The sequence below is a fragment of the Herbidospora mongoliensis genome (assembly GCF_001570545.1).
Taxonomy (GTDB): domain Bacteria; phylum Actinomycetota; class Actinomycetes; order Streptosporangiales; family Streptosporangiaceae; genus Herbidospora; species Herbidospora mongoliensis.
The window spans coordinates 1-23,938 of sequence record NZ_BBXD01000009.1 but is presented as its reverse complement, the minus strand read 5'-3'; the positions used below and the strand labels follow the sequence as shown (position 1 = coordinate 23,938).

The following is a 23,938-nucleotide window of genomic DNA, read 5'->3' as shown; positions in this document are numbered from 1 at the left end:
GGGGTCATCCTCCTGAGCCGGCGCGGTTGGCGCGGATGAGCAGCCAGAGCAGAATCGGGGCGCCGAGTACGCCGGTGACGATGCCGACCGGCAGTTCCATCGGGAACAGCCTGGCGGCGGCGAAGTCCGAGCCGACCACGAACAGCGCGCCGGTCAGGCCCGCCGCCAGCGGGGGAGGCCAGGCGGTGCCGGCCAGGCGCTGGGCGATCTGGGGACCGGCCAGGGCGACGAAGGCGATGGGGCCGCCGGCGGCCGTGCCGAAGGCGACCAGACCGACGCCGGTGACGAGCAGGGCGAGCCGGACCGACTGGACCCGCGTGCCGAGGCCGATGGCGACGTCGTCGCCGAGCTGGAGGGTGCGGGTCAGGCGGCCGAGTGTGAGGGCGGCGGGGACCAGGACAGCCATCGTGATCGCCAGCGGGAGCGCCTGGGACCAGTCGCGGCCGTTGAGGTTGCCGGTGAGCCAGCCGAGGGCGGCGTGCGCCTGGAACTGCATGCCGCGGGCGATCAGATAGTCGGTGGCGGACAGGGCCATCCACTGGAGGCCGATGCCGACCAGGATGATGCGGTAGCCGGTGGTGCCGCGCCGCCAGGCCAGCAGGTAGACGAGAACGGCCATGACGAACGTGCCGGCCAGGCCGAGGATCTGCGTGCTGACCGAACCGGTCCAGCCGAGGACGATCCCGGCGACGACGGCCAGGCCGGCGCCCTGGGTGAAGCCGATCATGTCGGGGCTGGCCAGCGGGTTGCGCGTCATGGTCTGGAAGATCGCCCCGGACAGGCCGAACGAGAACCCGACCAGGACGCCGACGACGGCACGGGGGAGCCGGAGCTCCTGCACGATCAGCAGCGTGCCGGGGTCGCCGATGCCGACGACGGCGCGCATGGCCTCGGTGAAGGTGATCGGGAAGTCCCCGAGCGACACCGACCAGGCGACCACGAGGAACGTGGCGACGGCCAGAGCGGCACAGACGGTGATGAGGCGGGGGCGCAGGCGTCCGGAGAGGGGCACCACACCAAGCCGGAAGTGCGCCCCGCTCTTCGGCTCGACGGTTTTCGTCACCACGTCAGACCTCCGCTGCGCCGGGAACCGGCGGTCTCCACTAGATCGGTGAGAGGGGTGGCGGTTCCTTTTCCGAATGTCCGGCGGTGTGGGAAGGCGCCTGTTGCCTCGTGAGGCCGCAGCCGCTGGAGAGCGTTCACGTCAGACCTCCGCCAGTTTGCGGCGGCGGACCAGCATGATGAAGAACGGTCCGCCCAGGAAGGCGATCAGCACGCCCGCCTGCACCTCGGTCGGTTTGGCGATCAGCCGGCCGAGGATGTCGGCCAGGATTAGCAGCGTCGGGGCGATCAGCGCCGACAGCGGGAGCAGCCAGCGGTGGTCGGGGCCGAGGCCGGCCGACTGGGCCAGGGCGCGGGCCACGTGCGGCACGATCAGGCCGATGAAGACGACCGGGCCGATCGCGGCGACGGCGGCGCCGGTCAGCAGCATGATGGCGATCACGCCCTGGGTTCTCACCAGGGCCAGGTTGCGGCCCAGTGAGGTGGCCACGTCGTCGCCGAGGGCGAGGCTGTTCAGGGCGGGCGCCGACGCGAAGGCGAGGGCGGCGCCGATCACCACGAACGGGAGGATCTGGACGGCCACGTCGCCGTTCAGACCGGCCAGTGAGCCCGCCGACCAGAAGCGGTAGCGGTCGAGCGCCTCGACGTCCATGAGGACCATCGCGCTGGTGACCGAGCCCAGGAACGAGGTCACGGCGATGCCGGCCAGCGCGAGTTTCACCGGGGTCAGGCCCGAGCGGCCCATCCGGCCCAGCACGAACACGATGACGCTGGCCGCCGCCGCGCCCAGCAGGGCGAACCAGATGAAGCCGTACAGGGTCGAGATGCCGAAGGCCACGATCGAGACGACGATGCCGAACGACGCGCCGGCGCTGACGCCGAGCAGGCCCGGGTCGGCGAGCGGGTTGCGGGTGAGGGCCTGCATCAGGGTGCCGCCGAGGCCGATGGCGACGCCGGTGGTCAGGCCGATGGCGGTGCGGGGGCCGCGGACCGACCAGACGACGTTCTCGACGTTCGACGAGACGTCGCCTCCCGTGAGGGCGGCGACGACCTGATCGAGCGGGACCGCCAGGGCGCCGAGCGCGAGGGACAGCAGGCAGACGAGGACGAGCAGGGCGACCAGCAGGGTCAGCAGCAGCGCCGGCCGGACCCCGGGGGGTGACTTACTGGGAGTAACTGAACCGATCGCCACGAATCCTCATCTTAGGTTAGGCAGCCCTTAACTCTAGCGTCCGGGTTTAGGTATCCTTTCCCGAGAACTTAGGTAATGCTTACCTTAGTAGTGGTGTTTACGGTTTGGGAGGCTCGGTCTTTCGTGTCCGCTATCGATCAGTCGGCGGCTTTCTGGCGCCAGCGCCTGACCCCTCTTCCTCAGCGGCTCACTCTCCCGGTGGACACCGCCTTCCCGCCCGGATCCCGGCGCGGGCGACGGCCGATCCCGGCCGTGCCGGAGGCGACGGGGCTGGCCGCCGTCGCGGCCCTGCTGCATCGCTACAGCGGCACGACCGACTTACTGATCGGGTACGACACCCTCCCGCTCCGCCTGGCGGTCACCCCGTCGGCCTCTTTCGAAGATCTTGTACGCAGCGTGACCGCCACCCTGGAAGAGGCTCGGGCCCACGGGTGTCCGGAGGAGCTTCCCGAGGTGGCCGTCACGGTGGCCCCGTGGCCGACCCGCGAGGCTTCCGCGACCAGGCTGCCCGAGGTGAATCCGGTGTCCGACACCGCGGGGAGTGCGGCTGACGCCGGCCAGGCCACGCTCAGGGTGACCTTCGACGACGGTGACGTCGTCTTCGACGGCCCCGGTGATGTCGCGCACCTCACCGCCCTGCTCTCCGACGCGCTGGCCCACCCCGGCACGCCCATCGCCGACCTCGAGCTCCTCCCCGCCGCCGAGAGGACGCACATCCTCGACGGCTGGAACCAGACCACGCACGCCGTGCCACTGCGTACGTGGCCTGCCATGTTCGCCGACCAGGTCGCCGCGCGCCCGAATGAGACCGCGCTGGTCTTCGAGGACGAGTCCCTCACCTACGCCCAGCTCGACGAGCGCGCCAACCGCATCGCGCACGCCCTCATCGCGCGGGGCGCCGGCCCGGAGAAGGTCGTCGCGCTCGCCGTCCCGAGGTCGCTGGACCTGATCGTCGCCGAGGTCGCGGTGCTCAAGTCGGGCGCGGCCTACCTGCCGGTCGACACCGACTACCCGCCGGACCGCGTCGCCTACATGCTCCAGGACGCCAAGCCGGTCTGCATGGTCACCACCACCGAGACCGCAGAGCCGGGCAGTTTCGTGCTGGACGCGGCTGAGGTCGTACAGGAACTGGAGAACAGGCCGGCCACCGATCCGGTGACCTCGCTGCGCACGGAGAACGCCGCCTACGTCATCTACACGTCGGGATCCACCGGCAAGCCCAAGGGCGTCGTTCTCTCCCACGCCGGGGTCGCCAAGCTGGTCGCCACCCAGGTCGAGCGGTTCGGGATCGGGACGCACAGCCGGGTGCTGCAGTTCGCCTCGCCGTCGTTCGATGTGGCCTTCTGGGACCTGTGCCTCGGGCTGCTCTCCGGTGGCCGCCTCGTGGTGGTTCCCTCGGAACGACGGGTGCCCGGACGGCCGCTGGCCGACTACGCGCACGCCAACGGGATCACCTTCATGATCCTGCCACCCGCGCTGCTCGACGCGATGCCCGCCGAGGTCACGCTGCCCCCGGCGACGCTGCTCGCCGGCACCGAGCGCGTCTCGCCCGAGCTGGTCAGCCGCTACGCGCGCGGCCGGATGATGTTCAACGCCTACGGCCCGACCGAGGCGACCACCAACTCCACGCTTGGCCTCTGCGACCCCGACATCGCGCTTGGCTCCATCGTGCCGATCGGCATCCCCGACCCGGGCACGAGGGCCTATGTCCTCGACGACCGGCTGAAGCCGGTTCCTGCGGGGGTGCCGGGTGAGCTGTATCTCGCCGGTGAGGGCCTGGCGCGCGGCTACCTCGGCCGCCCGTCGCTCACCGCCGAGCGGTTCGTCGCCGACCCGTTCGGCGGGCCGGGGGAGCGGCTGTACCGCACCGGTGACCTGGTCAGATGGCGGTCCGACGGCCGTCTGGAGTTCCTCGGCCGAGTCGACTCCCAGGTCAAGATCCGCGGTTTCCGCATCGAGCCCGGCGAGATCGAGTCGGTCCTGCGGGCCCACCCCGCCGTCGAGCAGGCCGCCGTCGTGGTGCGGGAGGACCGTCCGGGCGACCGGCGGCTGGCCGCCTACATCGTGCCGTCCCTGGAGGAGGGGGCGAGCGTCGAGGAGTGGAAGGACCTGCACGAACTGCTCTACTCCGCCTCGGCAGGCGACGGCTTCGCCGGGTGGAACAGCATGTACGACGGTCTCCCGATCCCCCTGGAGGAGATGCGCGAATGGCGTGACGCCACCGTCGCGCGCATCGAAGCGCTGGCACCGAAGAAGGTCCTGGAGATCGGCGCGGGCAGCGGCCTCATCCTGTCCCGCGTCGCGCCCTCCTGCGACACCTACTGGGCGACGGACCTGTCCGAAGAGGCCATCCGCGCCCTTCACGACCGCCTCGACCCCGCGTTGCACGACAAGGTGCGCCTCAGCGCCCAGCCCGCCGACGACGTCACCGGGCTGCCCGAGGGCTTCTTCGACGTCGTCGTGGTGAACTCGGTCGCGCAGTACTTCCCCGACGCCGACTACCTGGAGCGGGTCATCCGCCAGGCCGGGACGTTGCTCGCCCCCGGTGGTGCGGTCTTCATCGGTGATGTACGTAATCTCCGCCTCCTCCGCACGCTGCGGGCCGCCGTGGAGACCCGCCGCCACCCCGACGACAAGCAGGCGATCCAGGCGGCGACCGACCGCTCGGTGCTCTGGGAGGGCGAACTCCTCCTCGACCCCGACTTCTTCGCCACCCTCGACGGCTTCACCGCCGACATCCAGGTGAAGCGCGCCCGTGCGCACAACGAACTGTCCCGCTACCGCTACGACGTCGTCCTGCGACCGGGGATTCCGCAGTCGGCGACCGAACAGGTGATCCGCTGGTCGGGCCCCGACTTCACCATCACCGACAATCTTCGCGTGACGGGCATCCCGAACGCCCGCCTGACCCACGACCTCACCGCTCTGTACGCCATCGACGACACCAGCCGCCCGGCCGCCGCCGAGGGCGTCGACCCCGAAGACCTCCACGCCCTCGCCGAAGCCCAGGGCTTCCAGGTCGTCGTCACCTGGGATGGTCAGGCAGACGACGGCTCCCTCGACGCGATCTTCACCCGCCTGGAAACCAGTGACGAAGCAGAGAACAATGCAGCACTTGGCGCGGAAACCAGCACCGGCCAAGGACTTGGCATCGGGGTAGGCGTCCGCCCGGCTGCCGATGATGACGCGGACAACGGTTTTGGCGTGATTGCCGGTATTCGCACCGCCGCTTACCGCCCGACCGGCGAGTTTCCGCTCGCCAACCGCCCCGCCCCCTTCCGGGATGTGCTGGCGCTCATGCGGATCCTGCGGTCGCACGCCGCCGAGTTCCTGCCCGACTACATGGTCCCGGCCGCCTTCACCCCGCTCGACAAGCTCCCCGTCAACACCAGCGGCAAGATCGACGCCGCCGCGCTCCCCGCCCCCGACTACGCCGCCCTCAGTTCCGGGCGCGCCCCGCGCGACCCCCGCGAAGAACTCCTCTGCGCCCTGTTCGCCGAAGCGCTCGGCGTGGCCGGTGTGACGATCGACGACGACTTCTTCGCCCTGGGCGGCGACAGCATCACCGCCATCCGGGTGCTCGCGGGCGCTCGCGCCGCCGGGCTGCGGCTGACCTCCCGGGACGTCTTCCGGCACCGGACCGTCGCCGAGCTGGTCGGCGTCGTGGCCGATCTGTCCACCGATACCGCGAAGAAGCTGGAGATCCCCGAAGGAGCCGACACCACCGGTCTCGACGTCGAGGAGCTGCTCCCGCTCAGCCCCCTCCAGGAGGGGTTCTACTTCCACTCGCTCGCCGACGACCACGACGCCTACGTGGTCCAGCAGGTCGTCGAGCTCGACGGTGACGTCGACCCCGAGAGGCTGCGCCTCGCGGCGGAGAGGCTGGTCGCGCGGCACGCGCCGTTGCGGGCGATCTTCCGCCCGGGGGCCGACGGCCGCCCCGTGCAGGTCATCCTGCGCGAGGTCGGGCTGCCGTGGCGGGAGGCCGCGCACGACGTCACCGCCGAGGAGCGGGCCCGCCCGTTCGACCTGGCCGATGGGCCGCTGCTGCGCTGCGCGCTGATCGACGGCCGGAAGCTGGTCCTCACGTTCCACCACATCGTCGCCGACGGCTGGTCGCTGCCGGTGCTGCACCGTGAGCTGCTGGCGCTCTACGCGGGCGACGCGCTGCCGGCCGTCACCCCGTACCGGGAGTTCCTGCGCAGTCTCGCCGGGCGCGACCGCGAGAGCGCGCGGGCCGCCTGGGCGGACGCCCTCCAAGGCATCGACGAGCCGACCCGCATGATCGCCGCGCCGCCCGCCCCGGTGGTCCCGGCCCATGTGCGGGTCGAGCTCGCCGAGGACGTCACCGAACGGCTCACCGCGCGGGCCCGTCAGCTCGGGGTGACGCTGAGCACGGTCGTCCAGGGCGCGTGGGGACTCCTCGTCGGCCGCACGACGGGCCGCGACGACGTCGTCTTCGGCACCACCGTGTCCGGCCGCGACGCCGAGGTCGCCGGGATCGAGGACATGGTCGGCCTGTTCATCAACACCCTGCCGACCCGCTTCCGGTGGAGCCCTTCGGCCACGCTCGCCGAGCTGCTGACCACGCTCCAGGACGAGCAGGCCGCCCTCCTCGACCACCAGCACCTCGGGCTGGCCGCCGTCCAGCGGGCCGCCGGGCGCGCGGGGGGCGGGGAGCTGTTCGACACGCTCGTCGTGTTCGAGAACTACCCGTCCAGCAGTGGCCTCGCGGCGGGCGGGGTCCGCATCGCGGGCGCGGAGTTCCACGACACCGTGCACTATCCGCTCGCGCTGATCGTCAAGCCGGGCCGCCGCCTCGACCTGCGGCTGAAGTTCCACGACCAGCGGGTGCCGCGTACCGACGCCGAGGGCGTCGCCGACCGGCTGGCCCGCCTGCTCACCGCCATCGCCGCCGACCCCGGCCAGCGGGTGGCGCGCGTCGACCTGGCCGAGAACGTGTGCCCGCAGCAGGGCGAAACCGTCGCCATCGAGCCGACGACCCTGACCGAACGCATCGCGGCCCAGGTCGCCCGAACTCCACACGCGCTCGCTGTCGTGTACGACACCACCAAGCTCACCTACGCCGAACTCGATGCCCGTGCGACCGAGCTGGCCCGGCGGCTGAACGCCGGGCGCGGGGACATCGTCGCCGTGGCGGTGTCGCGTTCGGAGCAGCTCATGATCGCGCTGCTGGCGGTGCTGAAGTCGGGCGCGGCCTACCTGCCGATCGACACGGGTTATCCGGCCGACCGCATCGAATACATGCTGGCCGACAGCGGCGCTGCGACGGTCATCCGGGGCCGGGAGTTAAATGTTGAAATTTCGGGCGGCGCAAGCCGCCCGACCGCGGCCCCCACCGCGACGGTCCCGGCCCGTCCTGGCGACCCCGCCTACCTGATCTACACCTCTGGCTCCACCGGCCGTCCCAAGGGCGCGGTCGTCTCTCATGAGGCCATCGTCAACCGCCTCGTCTGGATGCAGGGCGCTTACCCGCTGACCAGTGAAGACCGCATCCTCCAGAAGACCCCCGCCAGCTTCGACGTCTCGGTCTGGGAGTTCTTCTGGGCGCTCTGCGAGGGCGCGGCCAACGTGTTCGCCAAGCCCGACGGCCACCACGACCCGGCCTACCTGGCCGAACTCATCGCCGAAGAGCGCGTCACCACGATGCACTTCGTCCCGTCGATGCTGGAGGCGTTCCTCGCCGCACCGGAGATCACCGCCGACCCGGCCTGGGCGGGTTCACTGAAGCGGGTGTTCTCGTCGGGTGAAGCGCTCCCCGGCCAGGCCGCCCGTCGCTGGACCGAATTGACCGGTGTCCCCCTCCACAACCTCTACGGCCCCACCGAAGCAGCCGTCGACGTCACCTACCACCCGTACACGACCGAAGAGAACGACGTCACGGTCCCCATCGGCAGGCCTGTCTGGAACACCGGCTTGAGGGTCCTGGACACCTGCCTGCGGCCGGTCCCGGACGGCGTCCCCGGCGAGCTCTACCTGACCGGTGTGCAGCTGGCCATCGGCTACCACGGACGCCCCGGCCTGACCGCCGGCCGTTTCGTCGCCGACCCGTTCGGCACCGGTGAGCGCATGTACCGCACCGGCGACCTCGTCTCCCGTCGCCCCGACGGCACGATCGACTACCTGGGCCGCACCGACCGCCAGGTCAAACTGCGCGGCAACCGGATCGAGCTGGGCGAGGTCGAAGCTGCCCTCGCGGCCGTCGGCGGAGTCACCAGGGCGGCCGTCACCATCAGGGAGAACGCCCTCGTCGCCTATGTGGTCGGCGACGTCACCGAGGACAAGATCAGGGAGGCCGTCACCGAGCGGCTCCCGGCCGCCATGGTCCCGGCGGCGTACATGATCATGGAGGCTCTTCCGCTGACCCCCAGCGGGAAGCTCGACCGCGACGCCCTGCCCGCACCGTCCACCCAGAGAACGAAGTCCCGTGAGGCGGAGAACCCGCGCGAGGAGCTGCTGACCGCGATCTTCGCCGAGGTGCTGAAGCTCGGCGAGGTCGGCGCCGACGACGACTTCTTCCTGCTCGGCGGCGACAGCATCAGCTCGATCGGCGTCTCCAGCCGGGCCCGCGCGGCCGGTCTGGCCGTGAGCCCCCGTGACGTCTTCGACCACCGCACCCCGGCGGCGCTGGCCGCGACCGCAGAAGCCGTGGTCTCCACCACGCTCGCCACCTCGGAACTGGAACTGACCGAGGAGGAGCGCCGGAAGCTCGGCGACCTGGAGGTCTGGCCGCTGGCCCCGCTCCAGGAAGGCCTGTTCTTCCACTCGAACTTCGACGCGAACGAACTCGACGTCTACACCGTCCACGAGACCTTCGACCTCGACCGCCGCCTCGACGCCGGCAAGCTCCGCGACGCCATCAAGGCGCTGCTCGACTCGACCCCGGGTCTGCGGGCCGGCTTCACCAGCGACGGCCTGCGCCAGCCGGTGCAGTTCATCGCGACCGACTACGAGATCCCGCTGGAGGTGCACGACGACCCCGAGGACCTCGACGCCCTCATGGAGGCCGAGCGCCTCAAGCGGTTCGACCTCGACCAGCCGATCCTGTTCCGGGTCCTGCTGATCCGCCTCCCCGACCGCGACCGCCTGGTCATCGGCCGCCACCTGCTCCTCTGGGACGGCTGGTCGGCGTGGCTGTTCCTCGACAGACTCTTCTCCCTGTACGAGAACCCGGCCGCCGAGTTCGGGACCGGCAGCTACCGCGACTACCTGACCTGGCTCGACGCCCAGGACACCGCCGTCGCGACCGCCGCGTGGCGCAGGGCGCTGAAGGGTCTCGACGAGCCGACCCTGCTCGCCCCCGGCGACCACGACCCGGTCATCCCCGAGCAGCTCGACCGTGACCTCCCCGGCACGCTGCGCGAGGTCGCCCGCAACCAGGGCCTGACGCTGAACACCCTGTTCACCACGGCCTGGGGTCTCACGCTGGCCGGCGTCACCGGCCGCACCGACGTCGTGTTCGGTACTACCGTCGCCGGACGTCCCTCCGAGGTCCCCGACGTCGAGAACGTCATCGGCCTGTTCCTCAACACCGTCCCGGCCCGCATCGCCTTCGACCCGGCCGAACCGGTCGGCGCGCTGCTGCGGCGGGTCCAGGACGAACGCCTCGCGCTGATGCCGCACGAGTGGGTCGGTCTGGGCGTCGTCCAGGCCGAGACCGGCCACCGCAGGCTGTTCGACACGCTGTTCGTCATGCGCGACGGCGACACGCGCGATCGCCTCGCCGACCTGCGCGACCGCTACGGCGCGACCGCCGTCGCCAACGTCGACGCGACCCACTATCCGGTCAACCTGATCGTCACCCCGGGCGACCCGACCAGGGTCACCCTGGCCTACCGCCCCGACCTCGTCCCCGAGGCGGACGCCACCGACCTCCTCGACCGGTTCGCCCTGATCGTCACGCGGCTGGCGGCCGACTTCACCAGTCCGGCCGGCCGCCTCGACCCGTCGCTCCCGAGCGAGACCGTCGACCCTCAGGAGAATCGCGTCGAGGAACCGGTCGACACCATCGCCGACCTGCTGGCGACGCAGGCTGCGAGAACTCCCGACGCCACCGCGCTGGTCTACGGGGACGTCACCGTCACCTACGCCGAACTCGACGCGAAGATCAACCGGATCGCCCGCCTGCTGATCGCGCACGGCGCCGAACCGGAAGCCGTCGTGGCGCTGGGCCTGCCCCGTTCGATCGACATGGTGGCCGCGCTGTTCGCCGTGCTCAGGACCGGCGCCGCGTACCTGCCGCTGGAGCTCGACCACCCCGACGACCGCCTGGCCGCCATGCTCGACGACGCCAGACCGGTCGTCCTGGTGACCACGCCCGAGGTCTCGGCGCGCATCGCCGGCGACACCGCCCGGGTCTACCTGGCTGATCTCCAGAACTTCTCCGCAGACCCGGTGAACCTCAGCTTCAGCCTGGAGCACCCCGCCTACGTCATCTACACCTCCGGTTCGACCGGCCGCCCGAAGGGCGTCGTCACCCCTTATCGGGGTCTGACGAACATGCAGCTCAACCACCAGAGCGAGATCTTCGACCCGGCCGTGGCGTCGGCGGGTGGCAGGCGGCTGCGGATCGCCCACACGGTGTCGTTCGCGTTCGACATGTCGTGGGAGGAGCTCCTGTGGCTGGTCGAGGGCCATGAGGTGCACGTCTGCGACGAGGAACTGCGCCGCGACGCCCTCGCGCTGGTCGCGTACTGCGAGACCAACAAGATCGACGTCGTCAACGTCACTCCCACCTACGCGCATGTCCTGATCGAGGAAGGGCTGCTCGAAGGCCACCGGCCGCCGCTGGTGCTGCTCGGCGGCGAGGCCGTGTCCGACCACGTGTGGTCGGTGCTGCGCGACACCGAGGGCACCTACGGCTACAACCTCTACGGCCCGACCGAATACACGATCAACACGCTCGGCGGCGGCACCCACGACAGCGACACCCCGACCGTCGGCACCCCCATCCGGGGGACCCGGGCGCACATCCTCGACGGCTGGCTGCGGCCGGTCCCCGAGGGTGTCGCGGGGGAGCTCTACATCTCCGGCATCGGTCTGGCGCGTGGTTACCTGCGCCGGGGCGGCCTGACCGCCGAGCGCTTCGTCGCCGACCCGTTCGGGCTGCCGGGTGAGCGCATGTACCGCACGGGTGACCTCGTCCGTAAGAGGCCGGACGGCAACCTCGACTTCCTCGGCCGGACCGACGACCAGGTGAAGATCCGCGGCTACCGCATCGAGCCGGGCGAGGTCGAGAGCGCGCTCACGCGCCTCCCGCAGGTGGCCCAGGCGGCGGTTCTCGTCCGCGACGACCGCCTCGTGGCCTACCTCGTGCCGGCCCCCGAGCAGGCGGAGGACCGGCAGGCCGGCGAGAGCGCCCAGATCGGCGAGTGGCAGGAGATCTACTCCGACGAGTACGAGGAGATCGACACCGCCGTCTGGACCGAGGACTTCGCCGGCTGGGACAGCTCCTACGACGGCACCCCGATCCCGCTGGAGCACATGCGCGAATGGCGCGAGGCGACCGTCGACCGCATCCGCTCGCTCCAGCCGGTCAACGTCCTGGAGATCGGCGTCGGCTCCGGCCTGCTGCTCTCGAAGCTCGCCCCGGAGGCCGAGAACTACTGGGCGACCGACTTCGCCGCCCCCGTCATCCGCAAGATCGGCGAAGACCTCGAGCGCGACCCGGCGCTGGCCGCCAAGGTCACCCTCCGGCACCAGGCCGCGAACGTCACCGACGGCCTGCCGCGTGACTTCTTCGACACGATCGTCATCAACTCCGTCATCCAGTACTTCCCGAGCCTCGACCACCTGACCGAGGTCATCGAGGGCGCGATGGCGCTGCTCAAGCCGGGTGGCGCGCTGTTCGTCGGCGACGTGCGGAACCTGCGGCTGAACCGCCACTTCCACGAGGCGATCCAGGCCGTCAAGGGCGGCGACGTCGACCGCAGCCTGGCGCTGGAGAAGGAACTCCTGGTCGACCCCGACTACTTCGCGGGTCTCGGCCACCCGGTCGACCTGCGCACCAAGCGGGGCCACCTCCACAACGAGCTGTCCCGGTACCGCTATGACGTGGTGCTCCACGCCTCAAGTCCCGAAATTTCGGTAGAAAACGCTCGCGAGATCGCGTGGCCCGACTTCACCGGTTACGAAGGCGGCGAGCCCCTCCGCGTCACCGGCATCCCCGACGCCCGGATCGTCGAGGGCGGCGTCGAAGTGGAATTCCTGCACGGCTTCGGCCCGGCGATCACCACGTGGTCGGCCGAACAGGGCCGCTTCGAAGCCGTGTTCCTGCCGGAGATCCCCCGCGCCATCGAGGGCGTCTACTCAAGGACCGGGGGAGTGCCCCTCGCGAACGACCCCGGCGACGCCCGCCGCTCCAGCGCGCTGGTCGCGGCGGTCAGGGAGGACGTCAAGCGGGAACTGCCCGACTACATGGTGCCGAGTTCCTTCGTCGTGCTGCCCAAGCTGCCGATGAACGACAACGGCAAGCTCGACGTCACCGCGCTCCCCTCCCCCGATCCCGTCAGCAGCGGGGGAGGCCGCGCACCGCGCACGCCCGTCGAGGAGACGCTCTGCCGCATCTTCGCCGAGGTCCTCGGCCTGGAGCAGATCACGGCGGAGGACGCGTTCTTCGAACTCGGCGGCCACTCGCTGCTGGCCACCCGTGTGGTCAGCCGGGCCCGCGCCGAACTCGGCGCCGAACTCGCCATCAGGGACCTGTTCGAGGCCCCGACCCCGGCCCTGCTCGCCGAACGCGTCGCCGGCAGCGGGCCGTCCCGCCCGGCCCTGACCGCCCGGCCTCGTCCGGAGCGGGTGCCCGCCTCGGCCGCCCAGCGACGCCTCTGGCTGGCCGAACGCCTCTCGGGCGGCGACGCCTACCACTTCCCGCTGGTCGTGAAGCTGCGCGGCGCGTTCGACGTGACCGCCTTCGAAAAGGCCCTGAACGACGTGGCGCGACGCCACGAGGTGCTGCGAACCGTCATCGAGGAGATCGACGGCGAGCCCTACCAGGTCGTCACCGACCTGAAGCCGCGGGTGACCCTCGGCGAAGACTCGCGCAGGCCCTTCGACCTGGCGAACGAGCCGCCCATCCGGGTGTCGGTCGAGCGGACCGGCCCCGACGAGCACGTCGTGGCGATGATCCTGCACCACATCGCCACCGACGAGTGGTCCGACCGCCCGTTCCTGCGCGACCTGGAAACGGCCTACCGGGCCCGTCTTCTCAACACGGAGCCGGAGTGGGAGCCGCTCAAGGTCCAGTACGCCGACTACACCCTCTGGCAGGACCGCCTGCTGGCCCAGGAGGGCGACCGCCAGCTCGCCTTCTGGCGCGACCGCCTCGACGACCTGCCCGAGGAGATCGCCCTCCCGCACGACGGCCCCCGCGTCATCGACGGCGCCTCGGGCTTCGTCAGCCTGGACATCCCGGCGGCCGACGCCATCAGGGACCTGGCCACCGCCACGGGTACCAGCGTGTTCATGGTCCTCCAGGCGGCGGTCGCGGCGCTGCTGCACCGGCTGGGCGCGGGCGACGACATCCCGATCGGGGCGCCGATCGCGGGCCGTACCGACGAGAGCCTCGACGACCTCGTCGGGTTCTTCGTGAACACTCTCGTCCTGCGGGCCGACGTGTCCGGCGACCCGACGTTCGGCGAGCTGCTGAACCGGGTGAAGGAGGCCGACCTGGCCGCCTTCACACACCAGGACCTCCCCTTCGAGCGCCTCGTCGAAGACCTCAACCCACCCCGAGTGCCCGGCCGCAACCCGCTGTTCCAGGTCATGATGGGCTACCACTACCGGCCCGGCGGCGACCCCGACGTGCTCGGCCTCGAAACCGAGTGGATCGACACCCGGATCGAGACGGCCAAGTTCGACCTCGACTTCACCTTTGTCGACGGCCCGCGCATGACGCTGCTGCTCGAATACGCCGAGGGCCGCTTCACCGAGCGGACCGCCACTGACATCGCGGCCCGTGCGCTGAAGCTCCTCGACGGCATCAAGCTCGACACGAAGGTCAGCGAGCTGCCGGTTCTGCTCGACGGTGACGGCGCTCCCAAAACCGAGCCCCGGCCGTTCCCCTTCACGTCGATCCCGGCGATCCTCCGCGAGCTGGCGGTGATCAGGCCCGACCACACCGCTCTGGTCACCGCCGACCGGACCTACACCTTCGCCGAGCTGGCCGCGACGGCCCGGGCGGTGGCGGCCCACGTCATCGCCAAGGGCGCGGGACCCGAGAAGGTCGTCGGCCTGGCGGTCTCCCGGGCGGAGATGGTGCCGGCGATCCTGGGTGTGCTGGCCTCGGGCGCGGCCTACCTGCCGATCGATCGCGGCTATCCGGCCGACCGGCTGGCGTACATGATCGCGGACACCGGGCCCGTCTGCGTCCTGGCCTCGCTCGATGACGTCACCGGCGACGCCGACTTCGCCGACGTCCACCCCGACAGCGCGGCCTATGTGATCTACACCTCCGGCTCGACCGGCACCCCCAAGGGCGTCGTCGGCACCCATCGGGGCATCGCCAACCTCGTCGCCGGAGCCGGTGAGGACCTCGTCTCCGGTGAACCGGTCAAGGCCCTGCACGCCGCGTCGTTCAGCTTCGACGGTTCGTGGGAGCCGCTGCTCTGGCTGCTGGCCGGGCACGAGCTGCACGTCGTCGACGAGCAGACGATGACCGACCCGGCCGCGCTGCTCGCCCTGATCGAGCGCGAGCAACTCGACTACGTCGACCTCACCCCCACCTACCTGCGGGAACTCCTGCACCACGGGTTCCTCGACAGGTACGTGCCGAAGGTCCTGTCGGTCGGCGGCGAGGCGACCTCGCCGGAGCTCTGGCGGCGTCTGCTCGACCAGCCCGACCTCGTCGTGCACGACCTCTACGGCCCGACCGAATGCGCGGTCGACGCCTACGGCTGGCACGACGGCTGGGCGGCCCCGGTCGCCAACATCCGGGTGTACGTGCTGGACGCCCGCCTCCGCCCCCAGCCCGCCAACGTGCCGGGCGAGCTCTACCTGGCCGGGCCGGGCCTCGCGCGCGGCTACCTCAACCGGCCGGGCCTGACCGCCGAACGCTTCACCGCCGACCCCTTCGCAGTGGGGGAGCGCATGTACCGTACGGGCGACCTGTCCCGGTGGCGCCCCGACGGCACGCTCGAGTTCCTCGGCCGGGCCGACGACCAGGTCAAGCTGCGCGGCTTCCGGATCGAGCTCGGCGAGATCGAGGCGGTCCTGCGCGTGCACCCGGCCGTCACCCAGGTCGCGGTGATCGTCCGGGACGAGACGCTGGTCGCCTACACCGTCTCGACCGCGACGGAAACGGAACTGCGGCGGCACGTCGCGGCCCAGGTGCCGGAGCACATGGTCCCGGCGGCCTTCGTCGCGATGGACAACCTGCCGAAGTCGGTCGCCGGCAAGCTCGACCGCCGGGCGCTCCCGGCCCCCGAGCGGAAGGTCTCCGAGTCGCACCGCCCCCGGGACGCCCGCGAGGAGGTCCTGTGCGCGGTGTTCGCCGACGTGCTCGGCACGGAGGTCGGCCCCGACGACGACTTCTTCGCCTTCGGCGGCCACTCACTGCTGGGCATGCGCCTGGTCAGCCGCATCCGCGCGGTCCTGGGCGCCGAAGTGTCGCTGCGGGCGGTCTTCGACGCCCCGACCCCGGCGCGGCTGGCCGGGCTGCTCGGCTCCGAGGTCCGCAAGGGCCCGGAGGCGGTGGAGCGGCCGGAGTTCACGAAGCTGTCCTACGCGCAGCGGCGCATGTGGCTACTGGACCAGATCAACTCCGGCGATGCCTATGCGATCACGATGGCCTGGCGCCTCGAAGGTTCGCTCGACGTCGACGCGTTGCGGCTCGCTCTGAACGACGTGGTCGCCCGGCATGAGGCCCTGCGAACCGTCTTCCCGACCCAGGACGGAGAGCCCTACCAGCGCATCCTTCAGAACGTGACGGTCCCGCTGGTCGACGGCCCGGTGACGACCGGGTTCGCCCTCGACCACGAGATCCCGATCCGCGCCCACCTCGATGACGATGTGTTGACGCTGGTCATCCACCACATCGCCACCGACGAGTGGTCCGACGCGCCGTTCAGGCGCGACCTGGCGACTGCGTACAACGCGAGGTTGATCGGCGAGGCTCCGGACTGGGCTCCGCTGAAGGTCCAGTACGCCGACTACACCCTCTGGGCGCCGGAAGGTGAGACCGGCTACTGGGCGGAGAACCTGCGAGACCTGCCCGACGAGCTGGCCCTGCCGGCCGACCGGCCGCGTCCGCTGGAGAGCTCCTTCCGGGGCGGTCTGGCGGGCTTCACCCTCGATACCAACCTCTTCGGGGGTCTCCGGGAAGTCGCCAGAGCGCAGGGTGTCAGCATGTTCATGCTGGCCCAGGCCTCTGTGGCGGCCCTGCTCAACCGGATGGGAGCGGGGGAGGACATCCCGCTCGGCACGCCGATCTCGGGCCGTACCGACGAGAGCCTGGAAGACCTCGTCGGATTCTTCGTGAACTCCCTGGTGCTCCGCACCGACCTGTCCGGCGACCCGACCTTCGCCGAGCTGCTCGGCCGGGTGCGGCACACGGCGCTGGCCGCCTACGAGCACCAGGACGTGCCGTTCGAGCGGCTCGTCGAGGTGCTCGACCCGCCGAGGTCGCTCGCCCGGCACCCGTTGTTCCAGGTCATGGTCGTCTACCTGACCGGTCAGACAGGAACGCCCGCGTTCGACGGCCTCACCGTCACCGAGGTCGAGGTGGACCAGGACACCGCGAAGTTCGACCTGAGCGTCGACTTCATCGAGCGCGACGGTGAGATCGAGGGCTGGATCGAATACAGCGCTGACCTCTTCGACCAGGCCACCGCCGACCTGCTCGCCGCCCGCCTCGTGCGGCTCCTGCGCCAGGTGGCCGAAGACCCTTCCGTTCTTGTACGTCACCTCGACGTCCACCTCGAAGAGCCCCCGGCCTTCACGACCGTCGAGATCCCGGCCGCCACCCTCCCCGAACTGTTCCGTTCCCAGGTTCGGAAAACGCCTGATGCGTTGGCCCTGGTGTTCGAGGACACCCGCCTCACCTACGCCGAGTTCGACGCCCGCGTCGAGGAGACGGCCAAGGTCCTGGCCGGTCTGGGCGCGGGCCCGGAGACCACGGTCGCCGTGGCGCTCCCGCGCTCGATCGAGCTGGTCACGGCCCTGTACGCCATCCAGCGCGCCGGAGCCGCCTACCTCCCGCTCGACCCCGGCCTGCCGGAGGAGCGGAAGCGGTTCATGCTGGCCGAGGCGAACCCCGTGTTCGTCATCGACGGCCCGCTCCCTTCAGGTCCGCATGGCGACCTGCCGACGAACTACCTTCCGCAGAGCCCGGCCTACGTGATCTACACCTCCGGCTCGACCGGCCGCCCGAAGGGCGTCGTCGTCCCGCACGAGGGGATCGCGAACCGCCTCCAGTGGATGCAGGCCGAATACGGCCTGACCCCGGAGGACCGCGTCCTGCAGAAGACCCCGGCGAGCTTCGACGTCTCGGTCTGGGAGTTCTTCTGGCCGCTCATCACGGGAGCCGCGCTCGTGGTGGCCCGGCCTGACGGCCACCGCGACCCGGCCTACCTGGCCGAGCTCATCGAACGGGAAGGCGTGACGACGGTCCACTTCGTGCCGTCGATGCTGCGCGCGTTCCTCGATGTCTTCCCCGACGTCTTCCCCGATGTCGAGGTGCGCGGCCTGAAGCGGGTGCTCTGCTCGGGCGAGGCGCTGCCCTCAGACCTGGCGTTGAGATTCCACGAGCGGATCGACGCCGAACTGCACAACCTCTACGGCCCCACCGAGGCGTCGGTCGACGTCACGGCGGTAGAGGTGCGTCGAGGCGACGACGTCACGATCGGCCGCCCGATCTGGAACACCCGCACCTACGTGCTCGACCGTTGGCTCCAGCCGGTGCCGCCCGGCGTCGCCGGAGATCTCTACCTGGCAGGTGTGCAGCTCGCGCGCGGCTACCTCGACCGGCCCGGCCTGACCGCCGAGCGGTTCACCGCCGACCCGTTCGTCGCGGGGGAGCGCATGTACCGTACCGGCGACCTGGCCCGCTGGAACCGTGACGGCACGCTCTCCTACCTGGGCCGCACCGACCACCAGGTCAAGATCCGCGGCTTCCGCATCGAGCTCGGCGAGATCGAGGCGGCCATCGGCGGCGCCAACGTCGTGGTGGCCCGCGACGACCGCCTGGTCGCCTACGTCGTCGGCGAGCCCCGTGAACTGGACCTGGCGAGGGTGCTGCCCGAATACATGGTCCCGGCCGCCGTCGTGTTCCTCGACGCGCTGCCGCTGACCACGAGCGGCAAACTCGACCGGGCCGCCCTGCCCGAACCCTCCTTCGAGGCGGGCGACGCCCTCCCGGCGACCCCGCGCGAGGAGACCCTGGCCGGAGTGTTCGCCGACGTCCTCGGCCTCGACCGGGTCGGCGCGGAAGACGACTTCTTCGCCCTCGGCGGCGACAGCATCGTGGCGATGCGCCTGGTCAGCCGGGCGCGGCAGGCAGGGCTCGCGCTGACCCCGCGCGACGTCTTCAGACACCGTTCGGTACGCGGTCTCGCCGCCACCGCCGCCTCGGTGGAGTCCGACGACCGGACCGTCACCTTCTTCACCCCGGAGGAGCGCGCCGAGTTCGGCGACCCGATCCTCCCGGTGACCCCGTTGCAGGCCGGCCTGCTCTTCCACGCCTCCTACGACGACGAAGATGTCTACACCGTCCAGGTCGTGTACGAGATCGCAGGAGAGGTCGACGCCACGCGTCTTCGCATGGCCGGTCAGGCCCTGCTCGACCGGCACGAGAACCTGCGCGCGGGCTTCTCCCATCTGGCCTCGGGCCGCCCGGTCGCGGTGATCCCCGAAAGGGTGGAGTTGCCGTGGCGGGAGATCGCCCCGGAGGACCTCGACGCCGAACTGGCCGCCGAGCGCAGCCGCTTCCCGGTCTCCGAGCCGCCTCTCCTGCGCCTGATGCTGGCCGGAAACCGCCTGGTCCTCTCCCACCAGCACGTCCTCCTGGACGGCTGGTCGCTTCCAGCGCTGATGGCGGAGTTCACCGCCCTCTACGAGGGCCGTCCGCTGCCGGCGGCCCGCCCGTTCCGCGACCACCTGGAGTGGCTGGCCCGCCAGTCCGTTCCCGCTGCTCAGACGGCATGGGCGGAGGCTCTTGACGGCGTCGAACCGACCCTGCTCGAAGCAGGAGTGCACCGCCCGGCACCTCCGCAGCTCCACGAGGTACACCTGCCGGCTGCCGACACGGACAAGCTGGCCGCTTACGCGCGGGCCAACGGCCTCACGCTCAACACGGTCGCGCAGGGCGCGTGGGGCCTGCTGCTGGCCCGCCTCACCGGCCGCGACGACGTCGTCTTCGGCGCGACGGTCTCCGGCCGCGACATGCCGGGCTCGGAGTCGATGGTCGGCCTGTTCATCACGACCGTCCCCGTGCGGGCCACCCCGCGCGAGGGCGAGCGGATGACGTCGTACCTGACGAGACTCCAGGACCAGCAGGCCGGGCTCATCGAGCACCAGCACCTGGGCCTGGCCGGGATCCAGAAGGCGGCCGGCACGGGCGACCTGTTCGACACTCTGATGGTCTTCGAGTCCTACCCGGACGCCGGCGGCCACGACCGCTTCACCCCGATCGCCCACCACGACGCCACGCACTACCCGCTGACCTGGGCCATCGAGCCCGGCTCCGCGGGCCTGGTCCTGACCGCCGAGTTCCACGGCGACAGGGCCGAGGCCGAACGCGTCACCGACGCCCTGGTCGAGATCCTCAGCCGGGTCGCCGACGACCCGATCGTGGGCACCCTCGACGGCCTGGCCCCCGGGGAGCGCGGCTGGCTGCTCGACCGGGGAACGGGCCTGGAGCTGCCGACCGGCGGCACGATCCCCGAGCTGTTCGCGGCCCAGGCCTCGGCGACGCCGGGCGAGCTCGCGCTGGTCGCGGGCGACCGGTCGTGGACCTTCGCCGAACTCGCCGAAGCCGTCGACTCGGTGGCCGCCGCGCTGGTCGCGCGGGGCGCGGGCCCGGAGAAGATCGTCGCCCTGTCGTTCCCGCGCACGGCCGACCACATCATCGCCATCCTGGCCGTCCTGCGATCGGGCGCGGCCTACCTCCCGATCGACCCCGACCTGCCGGAGGCCCGCGTCGCCGACATGCTCGCCGACGCGTCTCCGGTCCTGGTCCTGGACAGCTTGACCGGCTTGAGCGGAGATGGCCCGCTTCCGGACGTCTACGACCCCCGCAACCCCGCCTACGTCATCTACACCTCCGGCTCGACCGGCCGCCCGAAGGGCGTCGTGGTCACCCACGCCAGCCTCGCCAACCTGTTCCACAGCCACCGCGCCGACCTCTACGACCGGACGAAGGCCGCGACGGGCCGCCGTCACCTGAGGGTCGCCCACGCCTGGTCGTTCTCCTTCGACGCGTCCTGGCAGCCGCAACTGTGGCTGATCGACGGCCACGCCTTGTACGTGGCCGACGACGAGACCCGCCGGGACCCGGTCCTGCTGGAGCGCTTCGTCCGGACGCACGAGATCGACTTCATCGAGGTAACCCCGTCGTTCCTGGCCCAGATGCCGGACCTGGTCGACGACGGCCCGCTGTCACTGGTCGGCGTCGGCGGCGAAGCGGTGGCCGACGGCCTGTGGTCGAGGATGCGCGACGGCGTCAACCTCAACGGCGTCAACCTCTACGGCCCGACCGAGGCCACGGTAGACGCCTTGGTGGCCCACACCGGCGACAGCGACACCCCGCTGGTCGGCCGCCCCGTGGCCAACACCCGCGCGTATGTCCTGGACGCGGGCCTGCGCCCCGTCGCCCCCGGCGTCACGGGCGAGCTCTACCTGTCGGGCGCGGGCCTGGCACGCGGCTACCTCAACCGCCCCGCCCTGACCGCCGAACGATTCGTGGCCGACCCCTTCACGGCGGGGGAGCGCATGTACCGTACCGGCGACCTGGCCCGCTGGACCGCCGACGGCAGACTCGACTACCAGGGCCGCGCCGACGACCAGGTCAAGGTCCGCGGCCACCGCGTGGAACCCGGCGAGATCGAGGCGGTCCTGAGCCGCTGGGCCACCCAGGTGACCGTGCAGGTGCGGGACGGCAGACTGATCGCCTACGTCGTCGACGCCGCGGAGGGCCTGCGGGAGCTGGCTTCCCGTGAGCTCCCCGACTACATGGTCCCCAGCGCCTTCGTCGAGCTCGACCGGTTGCCGGTCCTGGCGAACGGCAAGCTCGACCGGGCCGCCCTCCCAGCCCCCTCGCTGACCCCGTCGGAGAGCCGCCCGCCCGTCGGCGCCGCCGAACACGCGCTGCTAAGGGTGTTCGCGGAGGTGCTGAACGTCCCCGGCATCGGCGTCGAGGACGACTTCTTCGCGTTCGGCGGCGACAGCCTGGTGGCCATGCGCGTCATCGCCCAGGCCCGCTTCTCGGGGTGGACGGTCACCGCCCGGCAGATCTTCGAATCCCGCACCGTCTCGGCGCTGGCGGCGGTCGCCAGGCGGGAGGCCATCCCGCTGACCCCGATCATGCGCCGCCTGGTCGATCGGCCGTACATGGAGTCGTTCTGCCAGTCGGCCGTGATCAGAACCCCGGCGGGCCTGACGCCTGAGCGGCTGACGGAACTCCTGCGAGCGGTGGCCGCCCACCACCCGATGCTCCGCTCCTACCTGGCCGACGACGGTCTCCACATCGGCGACTTCACCGTCGGCGAGCTGGACCCGCGCTCCGGCCGCATGGTGAAGGTCGACTGGTTCGGCGACACCTTCAGGTTGTCCATCCACCACCTGGCCGTCGACGCGGTCTCCTGGGGCGTCATCCTCGACGACCTGGCCACATTGTGGCGCGGAGAGGAACTGGCTCCGGTCCCGGTCCAGTTCCGCCAGTGGGCCTCGGCAGGGGAGGACCTCCCGCTCACGGGTGTCCACGGCACCGTGGGCGAGGCGGTTCAGTCCGTCACCACCGTCCCCGCCTTCGAGGTCACCGATGCCCTGCTGGTCGAGACCCTGCGGGCGGCCTTCGGCCGTGACGTCACGATCGAGGTCGAAGGCCACGGCCGCGACGGCGAGAGGGACCTGTCCCGCACGGTCGGCTGGTTCACCCGCATCACCGTCCACGGCGAGGGTGAACCGGAGGTCCTCCTGAACTACCTCGGCCGGTCGTCGGCCGAGGAGGGAGACTGGACCGTCGCAGCCTCCGCAGAAGAGGTGGCCGACCACCCGGACGCCCCCCTGACCCACCCGTACACCATCGACGCCGTCACCATGGACGGCGTGTTCACCGCGACCTGGACCCGCGCCCCCGAGGCGCCCGACCTGGCCGACAAGTGGCGCGACGCGCTCACCGAGAAGGGAAACCCCGCATGAGCAGCAACCCGTTCGAGAACCCTGACGGCGTGTACATCGTCCTGGTGAACGAGGAGGGCCAGCACAGCCTGTGGCCCGAGTTCGCCGACGTACCCGCGGGCTGGACGGTGAGCTTCGGCCCGGCGGCCCGCCAGTCCTGCCTCGACCACATCGAGACGACGTGGACGGACATGCGGCCCGCCAGCCTGCGCTGACGAATCAAACAGAGGCCGGGCTCCTGAGCGGGCCCGGCCACGGGCAGCCATGCCTCGACAGGTGGCGAAGTCGTGCCTACATGTCGGAACCGAGGTCTCGGGCGTCTGGACGGCGCTTCGGATGTGCACGTCGACGCCTCGCTTATCGGCGAGTTCCCGATAGGGATGGGCGGCGCCAGGGTTGGCGCGGAGCTCGCGGGCGACGACCGCGGCGGCTTCGCCGGTCAGCGATTCCATCCATCTCCGGATCTGTCCCTGCGCCGACCACTGATCCCAGTGGGCGTCCCACTTGAACACGGCCACGGAGGCTTCCTGGAGCAGGTCCCAGCCGAGGGCTTCCGCTGCCCACCTCTGGATCCAGTGCAACCAGACGATGATGCCTTCCGCGGTTGAATAATCGAGCCAGTCGCCCTGGCCGAGTTGACTGGATGCGATGCGCACCACCTCGCCGGCGCACGAAGGGTCTGCCGACACCGCCGCCCGGGTGGCATCTCGGCCGAGCTTGGGCAGCACTTTCCTGTACAGATCGAGATCTCCTGAAGAGCGAGATGCGAATTCGAAGAGCCTCGCTGCCGCTCTGTCATCTCCGCTGAGCGCGGCGTCACGTAGTCGCAGGGCGAGGTCGCCGCTCTCTGGCTCGCTCAGCTGGATTTCTGTCTCGATGAGCTCGAGCAACACATCGACATTTGCGGGTCGCCGCATCGGCTCCTGACGAGTCGCTGCTTTGACGACGTGATGCCAGGGTCCGCTGGGGGCAGCAGAGGGATATTGGGCTGAGGCCGGAATCCGGTGATCGCCCAACCGATGATTTGGCCAACGGCATAAATGTCTGCCTGAGGGCCGGCGTTGTGAGCGTCGGTGTACAACTCGGGCGCGGCGAATCCGTCGGTGCCCATGGCTTCGCCGACTTGGGTGCGGTGTGGGTTGGTGGTCTCGCCGCTAGTGCTGTGACCGGAAACCTTCACCGGTCTCGCGTGTAGCCGCTGGCGTCGGTTGGATGTGTCGTACACGTCCGGCTGGCGCGAGGAGGCGCGGTGGGAGAACCGGTCAGAGTACGAAGACTGATGGACGCCGAAGGGCAGAAGCTGCAGCAGATCGTCCGCCGGGGCAGCACCAG

4 protein-coding genes and 1 pseudogene are annotated in these 23,938 nt (G+C 70.8%); 2 read left to right on the top strand and 3 right to left on the bottom strand.

The genetic code is table 11. The features are described from left to right. Positions 1-4 precede the first annotated feature (4 nt). Positions 5-1,063: a FecCD family ABC transporter permease gene (locus AW272_RS04535; protein ID WP_174551793.1), complete on the bottom strand. Its 1,059-nt coding sequence runs from the start codon at positions 1,061-1,063 to the stop codon at positions 5-7. Between the two features lie 141 nt (positions 1,064-1,204). Beyond that, positions 1,205-2,254 (bottom strand): FecCD family ABC transporter permease, encoded by a 1,050-nt coding sequence (locus AW272_RS04530; protein WP_245657191.1) that lies wholly within the window; start codon positions 2,252-2,254, stop codon positions 1,205-1,207. 123 nt (positions 2,255-2,377) lie between these two features. Here AW272_RS04530 and AW272_RS04525 point away from each other — a divergent pair, with 123 nt between their 5' ends. After that, entirely contained in the window at positions 2,378-22,627 is a 20,250-nt protein-coding gene (locus AW272_RS04525; protein WP_066361246.1) for a non-ribosomal peptide synthetase, read from the top strand. Continuing rightward, the gene (locus tag AW272_RS04520) at positions 22,624-22,821 is read left to right on the top strand and encodes an MbtH family protein (RefSeq protein ID WP_066361245.1); all 198 of its coding nucleotides are present in this window, start codon (positions 22,624-22,626) and stop codon (positions 22,819-22,821) included. The genes AW272_RS04525 and AW272_RS04520 overlap by 4 nt, the downstream gene beginning before the upstream one ends. 641 nt (positions 22,822-23,462) lie before the next feature. On the opposite strand, the pseudogene AW272_RS43985 reads toward AW272_RS04520, so the two are convergent. After that, a pseudogene (locus AW272_RS43985) lies at positions 23,463-23,938 on the bottom strand (hypothetical protein); the annotation flags it as partial.